At 63.2% G+C, this 23,122-nt stretch carries 19 protein-coding genes; 6 read left to right on the top strand and 13 right to left on the bottom strand.

The genetic code is table 11. The features are described 5' to 3' along the window. Positions 1 to 59 precede the first annotated feature (59 nt). Positions 60 to 2,684 (top strand): GDYXXLXY domain-containing protein, encoded by a 2,625-nt coding sequence (locus tag ASD71_RS16060; protein ID WP_056565854.1) that lies wholly within the window; start codon positions 60 to 62, stop codon positions 2,682 to 2,684. Between the two features lie 60 nt (positions 2,685 to 2,744). Here the strand turns inward: ASD71_RS16060 and gluQRS are convergent, their stop codons facing one another. From gluQRS to ASD71_RS16040, 4 genes are all read right to left on the bottom strand, one after another. Next, positions 2,745 to 3,623, bottom strand: coding sequence for a tRNA glutamyl-Q(34) synthetase GluQRS (gene gluQRS / locus ASD71_RS16055; protein WP_056565851.1), 879 nt, complete (start codon positions 3,621 to 3,623; stop codon positions 2,745 to 2,747). A gap of 78 nt (positions 3,624 to 3,701) precedes the next feature. After that, complete coding sequence (locus ASD71_RS16050) at positions 3,702 to 4,160, bottom strand: DUF494 family protein (protein ID WP_056565848.1); 459 nt, start codon at positions 4,158 to 4,160, stop codon at positions 3,702 to 3,704. A 240-nt stretch (positions 4,161 to 4,400) separates the two neighbouring features. Next, complete coding sequence (locus ASD71_RS16045) at positions 4,401 to 6,425, bottom strand: TRAP transporter permease (protein ID WP_056565846.1); 2,025 nt, start codon at positions 6,423 to 6,425, stop codon at positions 4,401 to 4,403. 101 nt (positions 6,426 to 6,526) lie between these two features. Further along, positions 6,527 to 7,486: a TAXI family TRAP transporter solute-binding subunit gene (locus ASD71_RS16040; RefSeq protein WP_056565843.1), complete on the bottom strand. Its 960-nt coding sequence runs from the start codon at positions 7,484 to 7,486 to the stop codon at positions 6,527 to 6,529. Between the two features lie 265 nt (positions 7,487 to 7,751). Here ASD71_RS16040 and ASD71_RS16035 point away from each other — a divergent pair, with 265 nt between their 5' ends. Next, a complete protein-coding gene (locus tag ASD71_RS16035; RefSeq protein WP_056565842.1) occupies positions 7,752 to 8,891 on the top strand; it encodes a DSD1 family PLP-dependent enzyme in 1,140 nt (379 codons plus the stop codon). A gap of 57 nt (positions 8,892 to 8,948) precedes the next feature. Here the strand turns inward: ASD71_RS16035 and ASD71_RS16030 are convergent, their stop codons facing one another. The 7 genes from ASD71_RS16030 to ASD71_RS16000 form a co-directional block, all read right to left on the bottom strand. Further along, the gene (locus ASD71_RS16030; protein ID WP_056565839.1) at positions 8,949 to 9,077 is read right to left on the bottom strand and encodes an entericidin A/B family lipoprotein; all 129 of its coding nucleotides are present in this window, start codon (positions 9,075 to 9,077) and stop codon (positions 8,949 to 8,951) included. A 59-nt stretch (positions 9,078 to 9,136) separates the two neighbouring features. Then, on the bottom strand, positions 9,137 to 9,319 hold the full coding sequence (locus ASD71_RS16025; protein WP_056565837.1) for a CsbD family protein: 183 nt from the start codon (positions 9,317 to 9,319) through the stop codon (positions 9,137 to 9,139). Positions 9,320 to 9,454: 135 nt separating this feature from the next. Beyond that, positions 9,455 to 10,198: an amino acid ABC transporter ATP-binding protein gene (locus ASD71_RS16020; protein WP_056565836.1), complete on the bottom strand. Its 744-nt coding sequence runs from the start codon at positions 10,196 to 10,198 to the stop codon at positions 9,455 to 9,457. Continuing rightward, positions 10,179 to 10,835: an amino acid ABC transporter permease gene (locus ASD71_RS16015; RefSeq protein WP_056565834.1), complete on the bottom strand. Its 657-nt coding sequence runs from the start codon at positions 10,833 to 10,835 to the stop codon at positions 10,179 to 10,181. The genes ASD71_RS16020 and ASD71_RS16015 overlap by 20 nt, the downstream gene beginning before the upstream one ends. Next, positions 10,832 to 11,500 (bottom strand): amino acid ABC transporter permease, encoded by a 669-nt coding sequence (locus ASD71_RS16010; protein ID WP_056565831.1) that lies wholly within the window; start codon positions 11,498 to 11,500, stop codon positions 10,832 to 10,834. The genes ASD71_RS16015 and ASD71_RS16010 overlap by 4 nt, the downstream gene beginning before the upstream one ends. 16 nt (positions 11,501 to 11,516) lie before the next feature. Further along, complete coding sequence (locus ASD71_RS16005; RefSeq protein WP_056565828.1) at positions 11,517 to 12,299, bottom strand: transporter substrate-binding domain-containing protein; 783 nt, start codon at positions 12,297 to 12,299, stop codon at positions 11,517 to 11,519. 523 nt (positions 12,300 to 12,822) lie between these two features. Then, positions 12,823 to 13,788 (bottom strand): tripartite tricarboxylate transporter substrate binding protein, encoded by a 966-nt coding sequence (locus ASD71_RS16000; RefSeq protein ID WP_056565825.1) that lies wholly within the window; start codon positions 13,786 to 13,788, stop codon positions 12,823 to 12,825. A gap of 228 nt (positions 13,789 to 14,016) precedes the next feature. On the opposite strand from ASD71_RS16000, the gene ASD71_RS15995 reads away from it, so the two are divergent. From ASD71_RS15995 to ASD71_RS15980, 4 genes are all read left to right on the top strand, one after another. Beyond that, complete coding sequence (locus ASD71_RS15995; RefSeq protein ID WP_056327713.1) at positions 14,017 to 15,210, top strand: acetylornithine transaminase; 1,194 nt, start codon at positions 14,017 to 14,019, stop codon at positions 15,208 to 15,210. Positions 15,211 to 15,332: 122 nt separating this feature from the next. Further along, positions 15,333 to 15,659 carry a hypothetical protein gene (locus tag ASD71_RS15990; protein ID WP_056565822.1) on the top strand — a complete coding sequence of 109 codons (327 nt, stop codon included), beginning with the start codon at positions 15,333 to 15,335 and terminating at the stop codon, positions 15,657 to 15,659. Between the two features lie 51 nt (positions 15,660 to 15,710). After that, positions 15,711 to 16,328 (top strand): trans-aconitate 2-methyltransferase, encoded by a 618-nt coding sequence (locus tag ASD71_RS15985; RefSeq protein WP_056565819.1) that lies wholly within the window; start codon positions 15,711 to 15,713, stop codon positions 16,326 to 16,328. A 720-nt stretch (positions 16,329 to 17,048) separates the two neighbouring features. Beyond that, on the top strand, positions 17,049 to 19,061 hold the full coding sequence (locus ASD71_RS15980; RefSeq protein WP_056565816.1) for an ATP-binding protein: 2,013 nt from the start codon (positions 17,049 to 17,051) through the stop codon (positions 19,059 to 19,061). A gap of 256 nt (positions 19,062 to 19,317) precedes the next feature. Here ASD71_RS15980 and ASD71_RS15975 read toward each other — a convergent pair whose 3' ends face one another. Both ASD71_RS15975 and ASD71_RS15970 read right to left on the bottom strand, forming a co-directional pair. Next, complete coding sequence (locus ASD71_RS15975; RefSeq protein WP_056565812.1) at positions 19,318 to 21,117, bottom strand: ATP-dependent helicase; 1,800 nt, start codon at positions 21,115 to 21,117, stop codon at positions 19,318 to 19,320. After that, a complete protein-coding gene (locus tag ASD71_RS15970) occupies positions 21,092 to 22,891 on the bottom strand; it encodes an ATP-dependent endonuclease (RefSeq protein WP_056565808.1) in 1,800 nt (599 codons plus the stop codon). The genes ASD71_RS15975 and ASD71_RS15970 overlap by 26 nt, the downstream gene beginning before the upstream one ends. Positions 22,892 to 23,122: the final 231 nt, after the last annotated feature.

Below are 23,122 nucleotides of genomic sequence, written 5' to 3'. Positions count from 1 at the left end.
TATCCAGTGGCGGTAGTCCCGCCGTATCAGCGCGGATAATAAGATCGGAGATTCGCCAGATGCAAGTCGGCACTGAAAGACAAGCGGGATCCGAACTGCACGCTTGGCGTCAATTTTTGTCGCGAAGCACCTTGTGGCTAGGGGTTTTGCTGCTAGGCAGCGCCGCCGTCTGCTGGGTTGCCGCCAATTGGCAGGACATGACAAAAATGCAGCGCTTTGCCGGTGTGCAGGGTCTTCTGGCCGTGTGCGCGCTGGCGGCCGCGTGGTCCGGATTGCGCTTGCGCGCCCGGCCCGGGGTGCGACGCAGCATACCTGGCGCGCTGCTGGCGCTGGCCGGCATTCTGCTCGGCGCCCTGCTCGCGCTATTGGGTCAAACATATCAGACGGGTGCCGATACCTGGGAATTGTTCGCCTGGTGGGCAGTGCTGCTGCTGCCGTGGGCGCTTGCCGCGGGCAGCCAGGCGGTGTGGCTGCTGTGGGCGCTGGTGCTCAATCTTGCGGCCGCGCTGTGGCTGGGCGAACGCGTCTTCACCTGGCTGATGATCTTCGGCGGCCCGGGCCTGCCCAGCCTCGTCATGGCCGCCCTGAACCTGCTGATGCTGTTTGGCTGGGAAATGGCCGCGCGCCGCTGGCGCGCCAGCACGGTCTTCGGACCGCGCATCCTGGCCGCCATCGCGATCAGCGTGCTGGTCCTGGCCCTGATGTTCGGCGATTCCATCGTCGGCGGCCTGGGCACCTACAACGGCATTGCGTGGGTCGCCGCCACGCTGGGCCTGGGTCTTTACTATCAGCGCGGACGGCGCGATCTCGTCATCCTGGCCATGCTGGCTGCCGGCGTCATCTGCGTGTCGCTGCGTGTGGTGGGCGAATGGCTGTGGCGGCTGGAGCCCGGCGTGTGGGCGGCGCTGCCGCTGGCCGCACTGCTCATGGCCGAGGCCGTCGTGGCCGCCCGCTGGCTGCGTGGCCTCAGCAACGAAGCGCCGGTCCCCATACCCGCCGCTGACGCCGAACCTGCCGGCGCGTCGGCAGGCAATGCCGTGGATCCCGCCGACTCCAGCGCGCCCGTCGCGCAGCTTGCCCCCGCCGCCGTGCCGCGCGCCGAGCCCCCCTGGTACGTGCAGTGCCTGCTGGGCCTGTCCGCCTGGCTGGCCACTCTGCTCCTGCTGCTGTTCGTCGCGTTTTCCAATCTGATCACCACCGAAGGCGGCGCGCTGGTCGCCGGGCTGGTGCTGTGCGCCGCGGGCGTGGCGGTGCTGCGCAGCGACGCCGGTCCATTCTGGCGGCAATGCGGCACGGCCATGGCCTTCACGGGGCAGATCCTCATCATTTTCGGGCTGTCCGATTCGACCTCGTTCGCCAGCGCCAGCTTCTTCGTGCTGCTGATGGCGGCCGCGGTCTATGCGCTGGGGCCCGACGTGATCCTGCGGTTCCTCAGCGGCCTCTTGATCGCCCTGGCCAGCGCGGCGCTGATCTGGCGCGGCCTGTCGCCCGACCTCATGCAGGAAGACCTGATGGACGCCTGGATCCGCTTCGACGCGACCCGGGCCACCTTCCTGTGGCTGCCCATCGGCGTGATCGGCGCGTGGGCCACCGCCGTCATCCTTACCGTCAGCCACCGCGTGGGCGCGCGGCGCGGCCATGCGCTGCAGCCGCTGGCGTGGGCCTTCCTGCTGTCTGTGCAAGGCATGGTCTGGCTGGCGAGCGGCATCTCCGTCATTGAATTGCCCGCCATCTGGCAGTTGGCGCCGCGAACCGCTGTGCTGATCGTCGCGGGCGCGCTGCTGCCCGTGGCCGCCGCGCTGGCCGTCCTGTGGCCGCGCCGCCGCCTGCTGACGGGGGGCGTCACATGGGGCGTGCCGATCGGTCTGCTGCTGCTGGCGCTGTTCTGGCTGCCCAGTCCGGGCGTCGGATTCGCCCTGACGTGGCTGCTGCTGGGCTTCGGCCTGAACCAGTCGCGCGTCATGATCTTTGGCGCGGCCAGCTTGCTGGCTTACCTGGGCGTCTATTACTACCAGTTGGAGCTGCCGCTGCTGCAAAAGGCGCTGTGGCTTAGCGGCGCGGCGGTCCTGCTGTTCGTGCTGCGGGCCGCAGTGTGGCTGGTGCCGCGCCTGATGCGCACGCAGACGCCCGCGCAGCTGCGCCCGATGCCGCCGGTGTCCCCCGCCCTGCGCTGGCGCACGGCGGCCATCCTGGGCGGTCTGGCGCTGGTGCTTGCGGCGGCCAACTTTGGCATCTGGGAGCGCGAGAAGCTGTTGGCCTCGGGCAAGGTGGTCATTCTTGAGCTGGCCCCGGTCGATCCGCGTTCGCTCATGCAGGGCGACTACATGGCGCTGAATTTCGCGGCCGGACGCGAGGTGACCCGCCTGCGGCTGGGCGGCGACCGCCCCGACGTGGACGGCGTCATGGGGTACGAGCCCGACGGCTACGTGATGCTGACCCAGGACGCGCGCGGCGTCGCGCAAGCCGTGCGCATCCAATCCGACGTGCATCCGCACGCTGAAACCGAAGTGCCGCTGCGCTATCGCGTCCGCGGCAATGGCGTGCGCATCGTGACCAATGCGTGGTTCTTCCCGGAAGGCGAAGCGGCGCGTTATGAGGTTGCGCGTTTCGGCGAACTGCGCGTGGCCGACGACGGGGAAGCGTTGCTGGTGCGAATGCTGGGGGCGGATCTGCAGCCCTTGTAAACGGCCCGGCCGGCTCAGGCCGGCGGGGCATGCAGTCCGCGAATCGTGCGGACGCCGGAATCAGCCCGGAAACCGCGCAGCCCAGCGCGCGGTGGCGTCCTGCAGGAATGACGCGACATCCGCAGCGGGCAGCGGCGCAAATCCCAATGCCGCCCACGCGGCTTGCAGGGTCGGCAGGGGCGCGCGGGTATCGATCGCCGGCGCCCCATTCTGCTTGGACAGCTTCAAACCGCTGGCGGGATCAAGTATCAACGGCACGTGCAGGTAGCGCAACGGCGGCAATCCCAAGAGGCGCCCCAGCACGCGCTGACGCGCCGTGGAACTGAGCAGGTCGGCCCCGCGCACCACATCCGTCACGCCCTGCACGGCATCGTCCACCACGACAGCCAACTGATACGCCCACAACCCATCGGCCCGCCGCAGGGCAAAATCCCCGACGGCCTGCGCCACATCCTGCTCCTGCGGCCCGAGCCAGCGGTCGTCAAAGTGTTCCACGCCTTCGGGCACGCGCAACCTCCACGCCCGCGCCTCACGCCCGGGCGGCAGACCGTGGCGGCAGGTGCCGGGATAAGGTCTTTCGCCATCGGCGCCCGGTGCGGTCTGGCCGCGCAGCGCAGAATCCGCAATTTCGCGCCGCGTGCAGCCGCAGCCATAGATCAGGCCCTGCGCGGCAAGCGCGTCGAACGCGGCCTGGTAGGCCTCGTTTCGTTGAGACTGCCAGACGATCTCACCGTCCCAGACAAGCCCTAGCGCCTGCAACTGCCCCATGATGACGTCCGCCGCGCCCGCCACCGTGCGGGGCGTGTCCACGTCTTCAATGCGCAGCAGCCAGCGCCCGCGCTGCGCGCGCGCGTCCAGCCAGCTTGCCAGCGCGGTCGCCAGCGAGCCCGCATGCAGCGGTCCGCTGGGACTGGGAGCGAAGCGGCCAACGTAATTCAAGGGGACGTAGACAAGACTTCAGCCCGCACGATCAGGCGCGGGCTGAGGGGTGGAAAAGCGTGGCGCGGGAACGCGTGCTCAATGCAGCAGGCGCCCGCCTTCTTCGTCGAGCAGCTCTTCGAGGACCAGATTGTCGATCTCGGCTTCCTGGCTCCAGAGAACCATGAGGGCAATGATCTTGATCTTGGAGAGCGGCACGGGCGTTTCCGGCGAGGCCAGGCCTCGGTCGATAACGATCTCGCGCAGGGGCGCGGGCAGCACGCCGGCCGATTCCAAAAAGGCGATGAAGCCGATGGACTCGGTGCCGAGCTGTTGGTATTCGTTATCGGTGTAGATCCGGGTTCCGGACGTGGGAGCCTGGGCCAGGTCGACGCACCGTTCGGTGGTCTCGGCAAGGCCATACAGCCAACCGAGCGCGTCGTCGATGTCCTCGTGCTCGAAACCTGCAGCGGCGAGCCGCTTGGCGAGCACATCGGCAGCAGGACAGGCCTGAGGCGTGTAGTAATTCTCGAACAGATAGACCAGGATATCGAACATATGGCGCAGTTTGTGCCTGTTTGCACAGTCGGCCCGCATATCGGCAGACCAGCAAACATGAATTTTACTTTACGCCGATTTAATTTGCCGGGCAACCGACTAAAAGGCGGGTGTTGTACTACGTCACCTTGCGCGCAAGGACGCCTATTTTGCACCCAAATGCGGGCAAAATGGCTGATTCAGCAAAAAGGGGCGTTCCCGCGTGGGTCCGCCCCTTTTTTTTGTTCCAGGCGTCCTGCGTTACGCCACCTTGGGCGCGTTCTCCAGTTTCAGGCCCGCCAGCTGGCGGATGAAGACCGGGATGCAGATCACCAACCCGATGATGCCGCTGGCCAGACCCGGAATGATCGTCAGCAGCGCGCCAATCGTGCACAGCCACCGCTCCCAGCTCTTCATGCCGACCAGCATGAAACGCGACAGGGCCGCCGACAGCAGCACCAGGCCGACCATGCAGCCGAGCAGGGTCACGAAGAACTCGTACCAGGTGAACCCCTGCACCGAAATCAGCAGCGACGGCGAGAACACAAAGACGAACGGCACGATCAGCTTGGTGATGCCCAGCCGGAACGCCGTGTTCCCGGTCTTGAAGGGATCGCTGCCCGCCATGCCCGCCGCCGCGTACGCGGCCAGCGCCACCGGGGGCGTGATGTCCGCCAGGATGCCGAAATAGAACACGAAGAAGTGCGCCGCGATGGGCTGCACGCCCAGCTGCACCAGCGTCGGGGCCGCGACGGCCACCATGATGAGGTAGTTGGCGGTTGTGGGCACGCCGCAGCCCATCAGGATGCAGACGATGCCGGTCATCACCAAGGCCGCGATCAGCGTCAGCGACTGCATGTCCGTCAACGCCTCGGGCAGGAAGAATGCCGCGCCTGCTGCCAGCGCCTGCGAGGCGGCGATCACGATGTACGAGATCTTGAAGCCCACGCCCGTCAGCGTCACCACGCCGATTACGATGCCCACCGTGCCGGCGGCCGCGCCGACCGCCAGCGCATACTTCGCGCCGGTCTCAAAGGCTTCGTACAGGTCGCGCAACCGCAGCCGCGTGTACGGATTGAGGATGCCCACCACGATGCAGCCCGTGATGCCCGCGAAGGCCGCCAGATACGGCGTGCGGCCGCTGGCCAGCATGCCGATCAGCATCGCCAGCGGAATCAGCGTCGGCCAGCGCATCTTGAACGACTGCTTGAGCTTGGGCATTTCCTCGGCGGTCAGCCCGCGAAGGCCTTCGCGCTTGGCCTCGAAGTGCACCTGCATGAACATGCCGAAGAAGTACAGGAACGCCGGAAAAATGCCCGCGATGGCGATCTGCTGGTACGGAATGCCCAGAAACTCGATCATCAGGAACGCGGCCGCGCCCATGATGGGCGGCGTGATCTGCCCGCCCGTGCTGCTGGCGGCTTCCACGCCTGCCGCGAAATGGCGCGGATAGCCCACGCGGATCATCGCCGGGATGGTTAGCGACCCCACCGTCACGGCGTTGGCCACCGAAGACCCCGAAATCATGCCGAACATCGCCGAGCCGAACACCGACACCTTGGCCGGCCCGCCCGCGTAACGCCCCGCCACGGTCGAGGCCACGTCCAGGAACAACTGGCCCAGCCCGATGCGGGTGGCCAGCACGCCAAACAGCACGAAGTGGAACACGTAGGTCGCCACGACGCCCACCGCCACGCCGTACACGCCCTGGCTGGTCAGATACATATGGTTGACGACCTGCGACCACGTATTGCCCGCGTGCTTGAGCAGTCCGGGGAAGTACGGCCCGAACATCGCGTACGCCATGAACACCAGCGCGATGATCGGCAGCGGCCATCCCATGGCGCGCCGCGTGGCTTCCAGGAGGCCGATCAGCAGGATCGAACCCATCAGCACGTCCTGCGGCAGCGGATTGCCCACGCGGAACGCCAGGTCCTCGAAGATGTACGGGATGTACAGCACCGACAGCGCCAGCGCGATCGCGATGATCCAGTCGTACAGCGGAATGCCGCCCGGCGCATACCAGGTCGACTTGGGTTCGCGCTGGTAATGCGACTTGGAAAAGCCGAACACCAGGAAGATCAGGCTCAGCACAAAGGCCAGGTGCACGCCGCGGTGCGTCGCCTCGCGCAGCAGGCCGAAGCCGGCGGTGTAGTAATGAAAGATCGAGAGGCTGACAAGCAGGCCCGAGACGATCCACGTGGCAGTCTTGTCCAGCGGCCGGAAGCGGATTTCCGAATCGTACTTTTCCGCCAGCTTCTGGGTTTTCTCGTGATCGATTTCCATCGCGGTGATTCTCAAGATGATTCAACAAGCAGGGCCGCGCGACGGCGGCCCTGCTCAGATGCGGCGCCAACAGTAGGCGCCGCAGACGCGTCGGGGTCGAGTTACTTGATCAAACCGATTTCTTTGTAGAACTTCTCGGCGCCGGGATGGAACGGAATGCCCGCGCCCTTCGTCGCGTTTTCACGCGTGATCAGCTTGCCCTTGGCGTGGCCGGCGTCCAGCGTCTTGCGCGTGGCGTCGCTGTACAGCGCCTTGGTCACGTCGTACACCGTCTGCTCGGGAATCTTGGCGGACGTCACCATCTGCGCATTCACCGAGATGGTCTTGACCTCGGGGATGTTCTGGTACGTGTTCGCGGTGATGACATCCGGCGTAAAGAACTCTTGCTTGGCGCGCAGCGCGTCGATTTCCGGACCCACCAGCGACACGAGCTCGATGTTGCCCGTGGAGGCCAGTTCAGCGATGGCGCCGGCAGGCGCGCCGCCCACGAAGAAGAACGCGTCCAGGCCGCCGTCCTTCAGTTTGTCGCCCGCCTGGTTGGGTTTCAGGTATTCGGCCTTCACGTCCTTGTCGGTCATGCCGTACGCGCCCAGGATCAGGCGCACGTCGACCAGCGTGCCGGAACCCGGCTCGTCCATCGACACGCGCTTGCCCTTCAGGTCGGCCACGCCCTTGATGCCGGAACCCTTGCGCGTCACCAGATGGATGCTTTCCGGATACAGCGTGGAGATCAGGCGCAGGTCTTGCGCCTTGGGCTTGCCTTCGAACGTGCCGGTGCCGCTGTAGGCCCAGAACGCCACGTCCGACTGCGTGAAGCCGGCTTCAAACGAGCCGCCCATGATGCCGTTGATGTTGGCGACCGACCCGTTGGAGGCGACCGCGGTGGCGATCAGCTTGCCGGGTTGCGACACGGCGTTGCCGATGATGCCGCCGATCGGGTAGTACGTGCCCGCCGTGCCGCCCGTGCCGATGCGGAAAAACTGCTGGGCTTGTGCCGAACTGGTGGCGCCGACGGCGGCGACCGCGACGGTCAGGGCGGTGATCCAGTGCTTGAGTTTCATGCGAGCTTCTCCGGTACTTGTTGACAGGTCTGTCGGGTGACGTGGGTCGTCTTGTCATCGCCGGCGCGGCAGCATTGCCACGCCGGAAATGGGCCTCCCCTTGGGGGCCGTTTTCATGATGAAATTCTGTCATGCCGCCCACTGGTAGCCAATGGTTACGGGGCTATCGTTTACCTGGGGGTGCATCGCCCGTTTGGTTATGGGTGGTCCCGCTTTGGTTATGCGCGTGTTACCTCTCAAGCAGTCAGACTACGGAGTCATCAGGATGTCCCAGGAAGTCATACGCGGCATTGCGCTGCCCCCGCCCGCGCAGCCGGGCGATCCCTTGGCCCGCGTCGATACGCCCAGCCTGGTGCTGGACCTGACGCCCTTCGAGGCCAACCTGCGCGCGATGCAGGCCTGGGCCGACCGCCACGACGTCGCGCTGCGGCCGCACGCCAAGGCGCACAAGTGTCCGCAGATCGCGTTGCGACAGCTTGAACTGGGCGCGCGCGGCATCTGCTGCCAGAAGGTCAGCGAAGCCCTGCCCTTTGTGGCTGCCGGCATCCAGGACATCCACATCAGCAACGAAGTCGTCGGCCCCGCCAAGCTGGCGTTGCTGGGGCAGTTGGCACGCGTGGCGAAGGTCAGCGTGTGCGTGGACAACGCACACAACCTGGCGCAGGTGTCGCAGGCCATGGTGCAGGCGGGCGCGCAGATCGACGTGCTGGTGGAAGTGGACGTCGGCCAGGGCCGGTGCGGCGTGTCGGACGACGCCCTCGTGCTGGCGCTGGCGCAGCAGGCGCGCGACCTGCCCGGCGTGAACTTCGCCGGTTTGCAGGCTTATCACGGGTCAGTGCAGCACTACCGCACACGCGAAGAGCGCGCCGAGGTCTGCCGCCAGGCGGCGCGCATTGCGGCGTCTTACGCGCAGTTGCTGCGCGAAAGCGGCATCGCCTGCGACACGATTACCGGTGGCGGCACGGGCAGCGCCGAATTCGATGCGGCCAGCGGCGTCTACACCGAATTGCAGGCCGGTTCCTATGCCTTCATGGATGGGGATTACGGCGCGAACGAATGGGACGGCCCGCTAGCGTTTGAAAACAGCCTGTTCGTGCTGGCCACCGTCATGAGCAAGCCGGCGCCCGACCGGGTGATCCTCGATGCGGGTCTGAAGTCCACCACCGCCGAATGCGGCCCGCCCGCCATCTTCGGCGAACCGGGGTTGACCTACACCGCCATCAACGACGAACACGGCGTGGTCCGCGTGGAGCCGGGGGCGCAGGCGCCTGATCTGGGTGCGGTGCTGCGACTGGTGCCGTCGCATGTCGATCCCACGTTCAACCTGCATGACGGGCTGGTGGTCGTGCGCGATGGCGTGGTGGAAGATATCTGGGAAATCGCGGCGCGCGGGTTTTCGCGCTAACGAAAAAAGGCCGGCGCGCCGTCAACGCGCCGACCCTTCGATGCAGGCAGCCAGCCCCTACTTGGCCTGGTTCTGGATCTTCTCCCCGCCACGTTCGATGTCCTTACCGGCACCTTCCATCGTGTTGCAGCCGGCGGTCACGGCGGAGATCGCAAGCAGCATCGCAAGCCAAATACGGTGGGTCATTTTCTTCTCCTTCGGGCGTTTCGTTGGACGTTGCGGGTCATGCCAATTGGCAGCCGCGATTACTTGTCCAGCAAGTCCCGTGCCTGATCCTTGGCCTCGCCCACATTGCGCTGCACTTTGCCCTCGGTTTTCTCGATTTTCCCTTCTGCCTCGGTCTTGGTGCTGCCGGTCACCTTGCCGGCCGTTTCCTTCACGGCGCCCTTCACTTCCTTGACGGCGCCCTTGATGCGGTCCTTATCCATGTCATCGCTCCTTATCGCTCAGGTTGCGTGAAACCGCGCCGGAGAAAAACTACAAATCGGCTGCGGACAACCCCAATATAGGAACCGCGCCCAACCCGCGATAGAGGCGCATGCACCGGGTCAGGTGGTGCATTTTTACCGGTCGGCCGCCAGATCTGTCATCCCTAAAAATTGCCGCAGCTCTGGCGTGGCCGGCGCGGTAAAGAGCTCGTCCGGCGGTCCGATCTCGTGGACCCGGCCCTGGTGCATGAACACCACCCGGTCGCAGACCTCCCGCGCAAAACGCATCTCATGCGTCACCATCAACAGCGTCATCCCGTCGGCGGCCAATTCCCGCACCACCGCCAGCACTTCGTTGACTAGCTCCGGATCCAGCGCCGACGTGATCTCGTCGCACAGGAGCGCCAGCGGCTGCATCGCCAGCGCGCGCGCAATCGCCACCCGCTGCTGCTGTCCGCCCGATAATTCGTCGGGCCACGCGTCGAACTTGTGCGCCAGTCCCACCCGGGTCAGCATGGCGCGCGCCATGTCCTCGGCGTCGCGCTCGCGCACACGCTTGGCCACCATGGGCGATAGCATCACGTTGCGCCCCACGGTCAGGTGCGGAAACAGGTTGAACTGCTGAAAGATCATGCCCACCTTCAGCCGCAGCGCCCGCAGCCGCAGCTCGTCATCGCCCAGCTGCGCGTCGGCCACCATGATCGCGCCGCCGTCAATCTGCTCCAGCCCGTTGATGCATCGCAGCAGCGTGCTCTTGCCCGAACCGCTCTTGCCGATGATGGCAATCACCTCGCCAGGATCGACGCGCAGCGTCACGCCTTTCAGCACTTCGTTGTCGCCGAACCGCTTGCGGACGTCTTCAAGGGCGATGAGGGGCATGCAACTTCCTTTCCAGCCGGAGGCTGAGGCGCGACAGGGGCCAGCACAGCGCGAAGTAGATCAGCGCCGCGCAGGCATAGACGGTGAAGGGGCTGAAGGTGGCGTTGGTGATCACCGTGGCCGCCTTCGACAGTTCCGTGAAGCCGATGATGGACGTCAGCGCCGTGCTCTTGACGATCTGCACCGCAAAGCCCACGGTCGGCGCCACCGCAATGCGTAGCGCCTGCGGCAGCACGACATAGCGCATCTGCTGCACGTAGCCCAGCGCCAGGCTGGCCGACGCTTCCCACTGTCCCTTCGGTATGGCCTCCACGCAGCCACGCCAGATCTCGGCCAGAAACGCGCCCGACCACAACGTCAGCGCCGCGCCCGCGGCCAGCCACGGCGGCACCTCCACGCCGATCAGCGACAGCCCAAAAAACGCCAGGAACAGCTGCATCAACAGCGGCGTTCCCTGAAAAAGTTCGATGTACGCCCAACTGATGCGCCGCATCGCGGCCACGCGCGACGTGCGCATCATGAGCGCCAGCACGCCCATCAACGCCCCGCCCGCAAAGGCCGCCAGCGACAGCACGATCGTCCAGCGCGCAGCCAGCAGCAGGTTGCGCACGATGTCCCAGGTGGAAAATTCAATCATCGTGCCGCCTTGCGGAACAGCCGCCGCCCGGTCATGCGCAGGATCTGCCGCAGCAGCACCGCCAGCGCCAGATAGATGCCGGTCGTCACGAGATACACCTCGAACGCCCGGAAATTGCGCGACTGGATGAAGTTCGCGGCAAACGTCAGGTCCTCGGCCGCGATCTGCGAGCACACCGCCGATCCCAGCATCACGATCACGATCTGCGACGACAGCGCCGGCCAGATCCGCATCAGCGCGGGCATCAGCACGATGTGCCGGAACACCTGCAGCCGCGACAGCGCCAGGCTCGCGCCCGCCTCGTACTGCCCGCGCGGCGTGGCGTCGATGCCGGCGCGGATGATCTCGGTGCTGTAGGCGCCCAGGTTCAATGCCATCGCCAGGCACGCCGCCTGCATTTCGCCAAGCTGGATGCCCAGCGACGGCAGGCCGAAGAACACGAAAAAGAGCTGGATCAGAAACGGCGTGTTCCGGATCAGCTCGACATACGCGCTGACCGGCGCGCGCAGCCACGTCGGGCCCTGCGTGCGCACCCACGCGCACGCGATGCCGATCGCCACGCCCGCCACCGCGCCGAACGCAATCAGTTCGATCGTCACGCCGATGCCTTTGAGCAGCACCGGCGTGTACTCGAACACCGAGGCGAAGTCGTACTGGTAAGCCATGACGGCCGCGCTCAGGCTACAGATCCTTGGGCAGCGCGGCGCCCAGCCATTTCTGCGAAATCGCCGACAGCGAGCCGTCCTGCTTGGCGGCCGCCAGAATGTCGTTCACGCGGGCGCGCAGCTTCGGTTCGTCCTTGTTCAGGCCGATGTAGCACGGCGAGTTCTTGATCAGGAATTTCGTCTCGGGCTTCTTGGGCGGATTGCGCGCCAGGATCGCCGCGGCCACCACGTTGCCCGTCGCAATCATCGGCACCTGTCCCGACAGAAAGGCGGTGATCGTGCCGTTGTTGTCCTCATACCGCTTGACCGTGGCGGACTCGGGCGCAATTTTGGTCAGCTCGATGTCCTCCACCGCGCCGCGCGTCACGCCGATGGTCTTGCCGGCCAAATCCGCGGCGGACGACACCTTCAGGTCCGCCGGGCCGAACACGCCGTTGAAGAACGGCGCGTAGGCGTCCGAGAAGTCGATAGCCTTCTCGCGCTCGGCATTCTTGCCCATGCTGGAGATCACCAGATCCACCTTCTTGCTCTGCAGGTAGGGAACGCGGTTGGCGCTGGTGACCGGCACCAGTTCCAGCTTCACGCCCAACTGTTTGGCGATGAGCTGGGCCGTGTCGATGTCATAGCCCAGCGGCTTCATGTCCGAGCCCACCGATCCGAACGGCGGAAAGTCCTGCGGCACGGCGATCTTGATGACGCCCGCCTTGACGATATCGTCCAGCGCGTCGGCGTGCGACACAGGGGCGGCCAGCAGGGTGGCGGCGGCGCAAAGGGACAGCAACAGGGATCTGCGTTTCATGAGGAACTCTCCAGGGCCCGCACTGCCCGGCCGGGTCAATGCGTTGCACACCAAGTCGGTATACAAAGCGAGGAGATGCAAGTTCTGTGCCATGTAGGCTGCGCGGGGAAGCGACGGGGGTGGTGCGTGTTTTGCCCCGTTCTGGTGCGCCTGATGCGCCGTCGGCGGGCGCGGCGGCACTGGTTTGGATCGCGTCGGCCACCGGGGGCTATTCGAAAACCAGGTGTCTGACACCCGGCAAGCGCGGCGGCAGACTCAAGGCCGTCTCACTGCGTGTCAGACACCTGCCAAGCGGAGTGTCTCAGCAGGAAGGTGTCTGCTTAGCAGGAAGGTGTCTGACACCCCATAAGCAACTCGGCAGGCTCAAGCTGCCCCCACACGGGTGTCTGACACCTGGCAAGATGCCGCCCACCCACACAAGAACCGCGGTGTCCAACCCCCGCCAAGCGTCCCAGTACCCCCCAACAAAAAAAGCCGCCCCTATCCAGGGACGGCTTCCAACAACATCAATCGCAACCTGCGCTCAATCCACCTGTGCACCCGACTGCTTGACCGCCTTGCCCCACTTATCCACTTCCGAGGCGATAAACGTCCCAGTCGCCTCAGGCGTCAGCGGCATCGGTTCCGCACCACGATCCCGGAAGAACTTCTGCATCTCCGGCGTATTCAACACCTGCCCGATCTGCTTGCTAAGCGCATTGGTTATCTCCGCAGGCGTCCCCTTCGGCGCCAACACCGCCGCCCAGCCGATCGCCTCAAACCCCGGATAACCCGACTCGGCCACCGTCGGCACGTTAGGCAACTGCGGCAGCCGCTTGGCCGTCGTCACCGCCAGCGCCACGGCCTTCTTGCTCTGCACGTGCGGCAAACCCGCCGTTACCGAGTCCACCATCAGCGGCACCTGATGCCCCAGAAAATCCGCCTGCGCCGGACCGCTGCCCTTGTACGGGATATGGCGAATATCAATATCCGCCGCCGCCTTGAACATCTCGGCCGACAAATGCTGCGTGCCGCCAATCCCCGCGCTGGCATACGCCAGCTCGCCCGGATTCGCACGCGCCTGCGTCACCAGCTGCTGCAGCGACGTAATCCCCGACGCCGGCGTTGCCAGGAACATCAGCGGCACCGAGAACACACCCGACACCGGCGCAAAGTCCTTCGTCAGGCTGTAATTGATGGTCTTGTACAGCGTCTGATTCACCGCTGCCGCGCTACCCGCGATCACCAGCGTGTAGCCGTCCGGCGCCGCGCGCGTGGCCTGCTCCATCCCGATATTGCTGCCCGCGCCCGCGCGGTTCTCCACCACAATCGGCTGCTTGACCGCCGCGCCCAGCTTCTCGGCCAGCGCGCGCGCAAAGATGTCGGTCGCCTGCCCCGGCGGGAACGGCACGATCAGGCGGATGGGACGGTCGGGAAATTCCGCGTGGGCGGGCGTCATGGCGGCGGCCAACGCCAGGCCGGCGGCAAGACTGGAAAGAATACGTTTCATGATTGGTCAGTAAAAAGCGACGGCGGACGGCGCGCGAGGGGCGCATCGCCTGCATAAAATAGAGCGCCCGCGCTGGCAGCCCTTGTGAGGCCGGCCCGGGGCAGATCGGAGGGGTAGCGTCACGATAGCATCCCCCCGTCGGTGCTACATTTGCCTTTTCGCGCTTCCCCCGGGGAAGTTCCCCGAAATTCCCTTCATCCCCTGTCCTTACATCCCGCAGGAACCGCCATGGAATTCAGCCAGTTCAACGTCAACACCCTCATGGAGATCACCTCCCGCCCGGACCTCGTGTTCGTCAGCGGCAAGGGATCCTGGCTGGAGGATCACGCGGGCAAGCGATATCTGGACTTCGTGCAGGGCTGGGCGGTGAACACCCTGGGCCACTCCGCGCCCGAAATGCAGCGCGCGCTGGTCGAACAGTCGCAAAAGCTGATGAACCCGTCGCCGGCGTTCTACAACATCCCCTCGATCGAGCTGGCCCAGCGCCTGACCGGCGCATCCGACTTTGACCGCGTCTTCTTCGCCAACAGCGGCGGCGAAGCCAACGAAGGCGCCATCAAGCTTGCGCGCAAGTGGGGCCAGGTCAAGAAGAACGGCGCCTACAAGATCATCACCATGAACCACGGCTTCCACGGCCGCACCCTGGCCACCATGTCCGCGTCGGGCAAGCCGGGCTGGGACAAGATGTTCGCCCCGCAGGTCGAAGGCTTCCCCAAGGCCGAACTGAACGACCTGGAATCCGTGCGCAAGCTGATTGACGACAAGACCGTCGCCATCATGCTGGAACCCGTCCAAGGCGAAGGCGGCGTGCTGCCCGCCACCAAGGAATTCATGCAGGGCCTGCGCAAGCTGGCCGACGAGAACCAACTGCTGCTGATCGTCGACGAAGTCCAGACCGGCATGGGCCGCACCGGCAAGATGTTCGCCTACCAGCACTTTGACGTCGTCCCCGACATCATGACGCTGGCCAAGGGCATCGGCGGCGGCGTGCCGCTGGCCGCCCTGCTGGCCCGTCAGGAAGTCAGCGTGTTCCAGCACGGCGACCAAGGCGGCACCTACAACGGCAACCCCCTGACCACCGCCGTCGGCGTCGCCGTCTTCGACGCGCTGGTCGCGCCGGGCTTCATGGACGCGGTCAACGCCCGCGCCAAGCAACTCTCCGAAGGCCTGCTGGCCATCTCGGCCAAGTACGGCATGAAGGGCGAACGCGGCATGGGCCTGCTGCGTGCGCTGGTGATGGATCGTGATGATGGCCCGGCGATTGTCGAGGCTGCGCGTAATCAGGCGCCGGAAGGTCTGCTGCTGAACGCGCCGCGTCCGAATTTGCTGCGCTTCATGCCCGCGCTGAATGTGACGGCTGAGGAAGTGGATTCGATGCTGAAGCAACTGGATGCGCTGATTGCGCAGGTGCGTAAGGCTTGATGAGGGTTAGAAGTTAGTGAATGCAGGGGCCGCGATTATGCGGCCCTTGTTTTTTTGGGTTGAATGGATCGCGGTTGGGTTTGGGTGTGCGGCCGCGGGTTGGGACACGTTAAGGGAATCGAATGGACGCGAAGGAATTTGTCGGCAACTGGAATGCGCTGCGGGGTGAGCTGTTGGAGTCGTTCATGGCGGCGGATGGCGGGAGTGCCGTCGCGGCCAGGGTGCGCGGGCTGGGGTTGTCTGCGGAGCAGCTGGAGGGTGTGCGTGGCGTTTTGGATCTGGCGCTGCGGGACACGATGTATTCGCTGCTGCTGGGGTTGGATGGGGCGGGGAGTATTGGCGATAGCCAGGAGCAGTTCACCATTGCGGGTGAGGATGGGGTGGTGATTGAGGATATTGAGGCGGAGGCTTGGGAGTGCTTCCATGGGGACGCGGGCGTTTGCGGTTGATTCGCTCGATTCAAAAGGCTCGTTTTTTGTGGTCGCCGTTACGGGAGTTTGATGATGTCCAAGTCGCCTGCTGATGAAGTGGTGTCGATCTATCGGGATCATGCCGACGCGTTTGTGCGGCAGCGTGGGACGGGGTTGATCGAACGCGCGTGGCTGGATGCGTTTCTGGCGCTGCTGCCGGGGGCCAGTCCGCAGGTGCTGGATATTGGGTGTGGGTTTGGGGTGCCGATTGCTGAGTATCTGATTGAGCGAGGCTGCCGGGTTACGGGTGTGGATACGTCGGTGCCGTTATTGAAGCGGGCGAAGGCGGCGTTTCCTGAGCATCAGTGGATTGCTGCGGATATGCGGCGGATGGCGGTCGCGGGGCCGTTTGATGGGTTGATCGCTTGGCATAGCTTTTTTCATTTGTCGCCAGAGGATCAGCGGTGGATGTTCGGGGAGTTTGGGCGGTTGGCTGCGCGGGGGGCGGTGTTGATGTTTACGAGCGGGCCGGGGTTGGGTGAGGCGATTGGGGAGTTTGAGGAGAGACCGCTGTATCACGGGAGTTTGGAGGGGGTGGAGTATCGGGAGTTGTTGGGGGTGAATGGGTTTGAGGTGGTGCGGCATGTGGTGGAGGATGCCGGGTGTGGGGGAGCGACGGTGTGGTTGGCGAATAGGCTTGGCGCTTAAGAAATGATTCGCCGGGAGCGCTGACGCGAGGTCCGAATCAAGTCGGTTCACCCCATCGGATGCGAATGAAGTGAGCCGGAGGACCGTCCCGAAGTCCGATATTGGCGACTATGGAGTTCACCAATTAAGAGTGGTTCGCCACAATGACAGATTCGGCTGCCCAGCGAGATGAACGGCTTCTCGGATAGAGGGGGACGGCGATTAGAGGTTTATCGGCTTATAAAAAAGGAAGAGCGGAAGATGAAGAAGCGGGATTTGTATGCCGAGATCGCGGAGGGCTTTGTTGCGCTCTCGCGTTTGCGAAAGGGCAAAACTATCTCGTGCAATGCTCCGGTCCCCAGTGCCGGTCTCGCAGAAGCGTTGACGAAAGCACGGGAAGCCGAGGATTTAGTTGACGATTCTGATGCGTCGGCAAACGTAGAGATCGCTGGCCGTCATTTTCTAGAATGTTAATTCCTGTTTAATGCAGATTGTCATGGTCTGCTTTCGGGCGAGAGTAGGCAAATGTGGCTGTTCTGGAACGGCCAGTTTAGGCCGGCGTAAGGCGCTGACTACCGTTGCCTTGGTGACTTTTTGGGAGAGAACCGTCGTCTCAAGGTCGCCTCCACATACCTAGTGTTATTCAGAGTCACTGGTATAGAGTTGGCTGCGCTGCAACAGTAGAATGCTGCGATACAAAGCGCGCCGTAGGCAGCCCTGGAAAATAAGATAGGAGAAGGCATGGCGGCAGAACAGTATCCAGTTGAGGTGCAATCGGACTATCTCGAGAAGATCACGCGTGCTCGCCCCATTCCGGCGCTGGCTGAACTGATCTGGAACGCGTTCGACGCCGACGCGACAATTGTGGACGTCTCGTTCGAATACAACGAGCTAGGGTTATTGGATGCCATTGTCGTCAAAGACAATGGAGCGGGTATCGCCCGTACGGATGCACCCGGCTTTTTCCGCTTCCTCGGTGGCTCCTGGAAAAAATCCAAATCACAAACCGTTTCCGGCCGGTTCCTTCATGGGCAGGAAGGTCGTGGGCGTTTTAAGGCATTCGCTCTTGGCAGCGTCGCCGAATGGGCGGTGGTCTACCGTCGGGATGGCAAGTGCTGGTCCTACACTATCCGCATGACTGAGTTCGACATCCGTCATGTCAACGTGAGCGACGAGGTGCAGGTTACTTGCGATGTGCAATCGGGGGTGACGCTTACGATCCGTGAACCCACCAAAGATTTCCGGACGTTTACGTCGGACGAAGGTCGTCAGGAGTTAACCGAGATCTTCGCGCTGTATCTGGCAGACTATGAGGAGAACACGGAGATCGTGCTGGACGGGCGATCCATCAACCCTGCATCGGCCGTTGCCGGTCGCAAGAGCTTCAACCTAGACGACATTGAAATTGACGGTAAGGATCACTGGGTGCGTCTGCACGTTGTCGAATGGAAAGCCGCAGGCAACCGCACGCTGTACCTTTGCAACCAACAACGTTTCCCGCTGTTGCAGGTAGATCGTCGCTTCCACATTGGTAATTTCACGTTCTCTGGATACCTGTATTCGCCGTATTTCGACCGCGCACAGAAGGAGGGGACGGTCGATCTTGCGGAAATGCAGACCGCAGTTGTTGATGCTATTGCGCAGGCGCAACAAACGATCAAGGATCACTTCCGCACCCGAGCGGCGGAGCAGGCTAGAACGGTCGTGGAAGAGTGGAAGAGCGAAGAGGTCTACCCGTTCGCGGGCGACCCGGTGACAGCAGTCGAAAAGGTCGAACGACAGGTGTTCGACATCGTGGCTGTTAACGTGGCACGGCACCTGCCAGACTTCAGTTCGACGCAAAGCAAAAATAAGGCGTTTCAACTTCGAATGCTGCGCCAGGCGATCGAGCGCAGCCCTGAGGACTTGCAGGTCATCCTGGACGAGGTGCTTCGACTGCCGAAACGGCAACAGCAAGAACTCGCGCAACTTCTGCGCGACACGACGCTCTCTTCGATCATCGGAGCTGCGAAGGTGGTCTCGGACCGCTTGAAGTTCCTCAACGGTTTGGAGGCCGTGCTCTTCGACCCGGAGCCCAAGAAGCGCGTAAAAGAACGATCGCAGCTACATCGCATCATCGCTCAGAACTGCTGGCTCTTTGGCGAAGAGTTCGGCTTGTCGGTGGATGACCAGTCGCTGACTCAGGTTCTGGTTGAACATAAGAGGTTGCTGGATCCGAAGATTGTGATTGACGAGCCAGTGAAGCACATTTCACAGACGCGGGGCATCGTAGATCTCATGCTTTCGAGGGCGACGAAGCAGCACAGGGCGAACCGTTTGTCGCACCTAGTCGTCGAACTGAAAGCGCCGAAGGTACCCATCGGTTCTGATGAGGTGACGCAGATTCAGGGCTATGCGTTTTCTGTGATGGAGGACCCGCGTTTTACCAAAGTCGGGGTGACGTGGGCATTTTGGGTGATCAGCGACGAACTAAAACCCTATGCTGAGCACTTGGTGAAGGACGAAACCGGGCTGATTTTGGAAAAGCCAAACGTCAACATCTATGCGAAAACATGGGCTCAGGTGCTGGACGAAAACCGCGCGCGGTTAAAATTTTTCCAGGACCATCTAGACGTTCAGGTTGATCGTGACGCGTCGCTCAAATACTTGCAGCAGCGTTACGCCGACTACCTTGAAGGAGTGTTCGAAAATGAAGATTCGGACGCGGAGTTGGAGGTGGACGCAGCGCCGGAAACCGATGCAGCATCGGCCTGAGCGCCTGCCACCTCCGTTCAGGGCTGCCACCCTCGGACAACGTATCAATAGTCGGTTGAAACTCTCTCAGTTGCTCGATGTAGGTGCGGGGCGGAACAGCTGAGAGCGGGCAATTCAACGGACGTCGACATCTCCATCACGAACACACGCACTCAACACTGGGTACGTACATATCTACTTGCAAGCAGATGCCCAGCCGCGCCTACCGGGCATTCAATGCGCTGGCATCGCTTTGCGCGCCTCCCTCGGTGTAGAGCTACGTCAGCAGGCCATCCAAGAACTGTGACGGCCCTTCGCGCCATGTCCTGCCGAACCGGTCCTGCCTGAATCCGCTGTACATCAGATGAACTTTGTCGCGCGCTCTCGTGATACCTACGTAGAATAAGCGACGCGCTTCCTCCATCCTCTCGGGAGTGTTGTCAGCCCATTTTGGCGAGGGGAACTCGCCTTGGTCCAGGCCCAGGATGATGACGACGTCGTACTCCGTGCCCTTCGCGGAGTGGAGCGTGAGCAGATTGAGCAGCTTGGGCGCCCCATCACGGCGACCAAGCTGCGCCTTTGTTGTGCCGACAAGAACTCCGCCTTTCTCGAGTGCCTGATGCATGCCTTCCAAGTGCGCAGTCTGGTCGGCAAGCTCTTGTCGGGCGGCAGTTAACACGTTGAGCAGTTCGGCGCGTAGCGCCGCGACAAAGTCGAGCGCCGCACCATCGCCGCGGTGGTTCCACAGAAAGCGCGTAAGTCGCGCGGCCCCGTCCCGCGCCTCCTTGTCCGACAAGCCACCATGGAAGGAAATCCATCGGCCTTGCAGATCGTGCAGCGGTGGTGACGAAACCTTCCAGCCTCCAGCGCACCAGATGGCGCAATCCTCCACCCAGCTCGTGAGAGGCACCTTGCGGTACGGGGCGGCGTTGTCGATGCGGACGAACGGATACTTGGCCTTCACGGCTTCAATTGCCGCTGCGTCGCCCACATTCCGGTTTCGGTATAGCACTGCGATATCACCAAGCTGCCGCCCCTGCTTGGCAGCCAATGCTGCGGGGACCAGCGTCTGCATGGCGTACTCAGCCTGGTGCTGCAGACCTTTGTCGCACTTGTGCGCCTGGACGGAGGCTTGCCTCTCAGGTTCTGAAGACTCGTAGCCCCTGTCTTTTCCCAAGGCCCGCTGCGCGACCTCGATGATGCCGGTGCCGCTTCTGTAATTGATTTTCAGCCGGATGGTCTCGACGTCGTTTTCTTTGGACAGATCCTCCAGCAGCTCGCTGTTTGCTCCCGTGAAGCCATAGACGGACTGGTCCACATCGCCGACGGCGATGAGTCGCACGCCGGCGTCAAAGGTCAACCGGCGCACGATGCGGTCCAGCGCAGCTCCCAAATCCTGGTATTCGTCTACTGCCAGTACCGGGAACTTGGCTCGGATGACCTTTAGCACCCAGTCATGCTCGTTCACGAGGCGCTGACCGTAGTGGACGATATCCTCAAAGTCGATGAGTCCCTGCTTGCGCAACTCCTGCTCGTACGCCTCTGCCAGGACCGTTATCTCCTCGTTCTCAGTCCATTCCTGGCCGCTGCGGTCTAGGTTCACTCGGCGGTGGCGGTCTGCATCCTCTTTGCGCAACGGCTGCCCGACGCCGCGAAGCTTGTCTGCCACCGCCCGATATATGCTCGCGGCCTCGGACTCCGTGGCGACCTTCAGTGGGTAAGGCAGATCCAGGCCAGCGAGTTGCGCAAATGGCAGCATCAGATGCAGCAGGCAGAATGAGTGAACGGTGCCCACGAAGAGTCTCGGGGACTGCTCGAGACCAAGTTGCCGAAGGCGGCGGATGAGCTCACGCGCTGCTTCATTGCTAAAGGTAATGCAGGCCACCCCTCGAGGCGACCGGACGTCTTCTGCCATAACACGCGCCAGCTTCGTGACGAGCGTCTTCGTCTTCCCGCTGCCCGGACCTGCCAGCACGCAGCAGTTTCCGGTGGACTCGTAAGCCGCCCACTGTCCGGGATTGTCCCGCAGCTGCAGCGCAGCTTGCAGGTATTTAGGACTCGACTGGGGAGAAGCCATTTTTCACGTAGGTCAGCGCCTTCTTGATGTACTCAGGGCAAACCGCCTCGGCGGCGGAGCCGGCCAGTGCCTGCGCGAAACGGCCTTTGCCGACTTCGCCGATCCAACCCAGAAGCTTGCCTTCATCCAGCTTGGTCGGGTCGGCTATCCAGCTATTCATCGTTGCCCTTCGCTGGTCACCCCAAGAGTTCGCGTGCTTCTGTAAGATGGGCGCCATTGCAGGCCCCATCCCAGCCTGGAACAGCTCGACTTCCAGCGTCTTGTCGTTGACGAAAATGCCATTCAACTCGCCGTCTTCCCAGATGTCGTCGAACTCCTTGTATTGGTCGATGTCCTCTTGCTCCATCCACAGGCCCAAGATGTCGCGGACTCTGGCAAAGGCAAGCGGCTCGCCCCCGTCCTCCGGCGGGTCAAGGTCCGTCAAGATTAGAAAGGGGACTCCCAAGGCATCAGGCCCCACTAGCTTCACGTAGGGCAGAAAGTTCGCGCTGGCCACGGAGCACACCGTCACCCCAAGTGTGTCGAGGTCGACGCCGAGCGCAGCGGCAAACTCGGGGATTAGGAACCGCTCTGCGTCGCCTTCGACGAAAATAATGCCGCGTGCGAAGAAGAGCTCGCCCCGGGTGACGTCGATGTACCGCTGCAGGTCGTCCTCTTCGTCGGGCAGTAGCTCCACCTCAGCCGCGGAGGTAATCGACGTCGACCCACCTTCAGAGTCCTCACGTAGCAGGATGATGGAGCGCAGAGGCGCGACGCTCGCGATATGCGGCGAATGTGTCGTCAAGATGGTGGTGACGTTCTGCGGCGCATCGTCCTCCTCACCAAGGTAGTGCCTGTACACCAACCGCTGAACATGTGGATGCAGGTGCGCCTCGGGCTCCTCGATAGCAAGGAACGTGTGACTGCGTTCCCCAGCCTCGACTGCTCGCTCAAGCTCCAGCCCCTTCAGGGTCAAGAAGAGCAGGTTCGCCGTTCCTAGGCTTGCGTCGCCAATGCCACGAGCGCCCCCGTCGATTAGAAGCCGCAAACCCCGCAGCAGTACGTCCACATTGGTCGGGGTCGCGCCCAGCGTCAAAAATACCGCGTGTTCGTTGCCGACCATCTCCACAAGCCGGTCGTACACCTTGCCTGCGGCCGCAGAGACCTCAGGACGCTGCGCGAGGGCGCTCTGGGCATTGCTTACAAGCTGCTGTAGCTCTTCGCGGGTTTTCTCATCCAGACTAGCAGTCAGCTCCTCAATGATGGGCCGAAGAGGCGAACGCCTCCAATTCAGCAGGTCACCTTCTGCATCACGCAAAGCAAACAGGTAATCCATTGGTAGCTCGCGCCTGCGGGCAGCCGTAAAAGCGTTGTCCTCGTTGGTGCCGCCGAACACCAGAAACTCGTAATCTGCCAAGGTTTTCGGCGCCGCGCCCTCAAGCGCAGCCTTGGGGCGATACATGTAGGTCAGCCGAGCGACGACTGGGCTTTCAGTGCCGACTAGGCTGCCGCCCAGGACAGTGAGCAGGTTGTCGTTGTCCTCGAAGTCGGTGATCTCCACGACAACTTTGACGGTAGCGCCAAGCTTCGCGTCGCCTAAGCCGTCCCAAAAGTGCTCGAGGCCCAATTGCCGGTCACGGTCAGGCAGCATGGGGTCGAGCACTAAGCGCAAAGCCCTGAGCAAGTTGCTCTTGCCTGCCTTGTTCTCTCCGACAATCACCAGGCTGTCGTCAGTGGCAAAGTTGACGTTCTCGAAGTTGGCGTAATTCTCGACCGAGATTCGACTAATTCGCATTTTCCCCCTCGCCTGCTTAAATTGTGTGCACTAACAGTATCGCCGCTCCGAGGTACCCCCTTCGGCGGCAGCTGACTCAACCGTTGAGCGCCCGCTTTCAAAGAGGCTGTGACCTCTCGACGGCGCAACGGGACGGAAGCCGCCCGTCACCAGCGGCGGCTCGCGGCCATGATGCGACGTAGGCTCAACGTCGACCAGTGACTGAGTCGACGTGTTTCCAATATTCAAACA

It is taken from the genome of Achromobacter sp. Root565 (genome assembly GCF_001427425.1).
Taxonomy (GTDB): Bacteria; Pseudomonadota; Gammaproteobacteria; order Burkholderiales; family Burkholderiaceae_B; genus Achromobacter; species Achromobacter spanius_D.
Note: the sequence above shows the minus strand (reverse complement) of the source record. Positions and strands in the feature narration are given on the sequence as shown.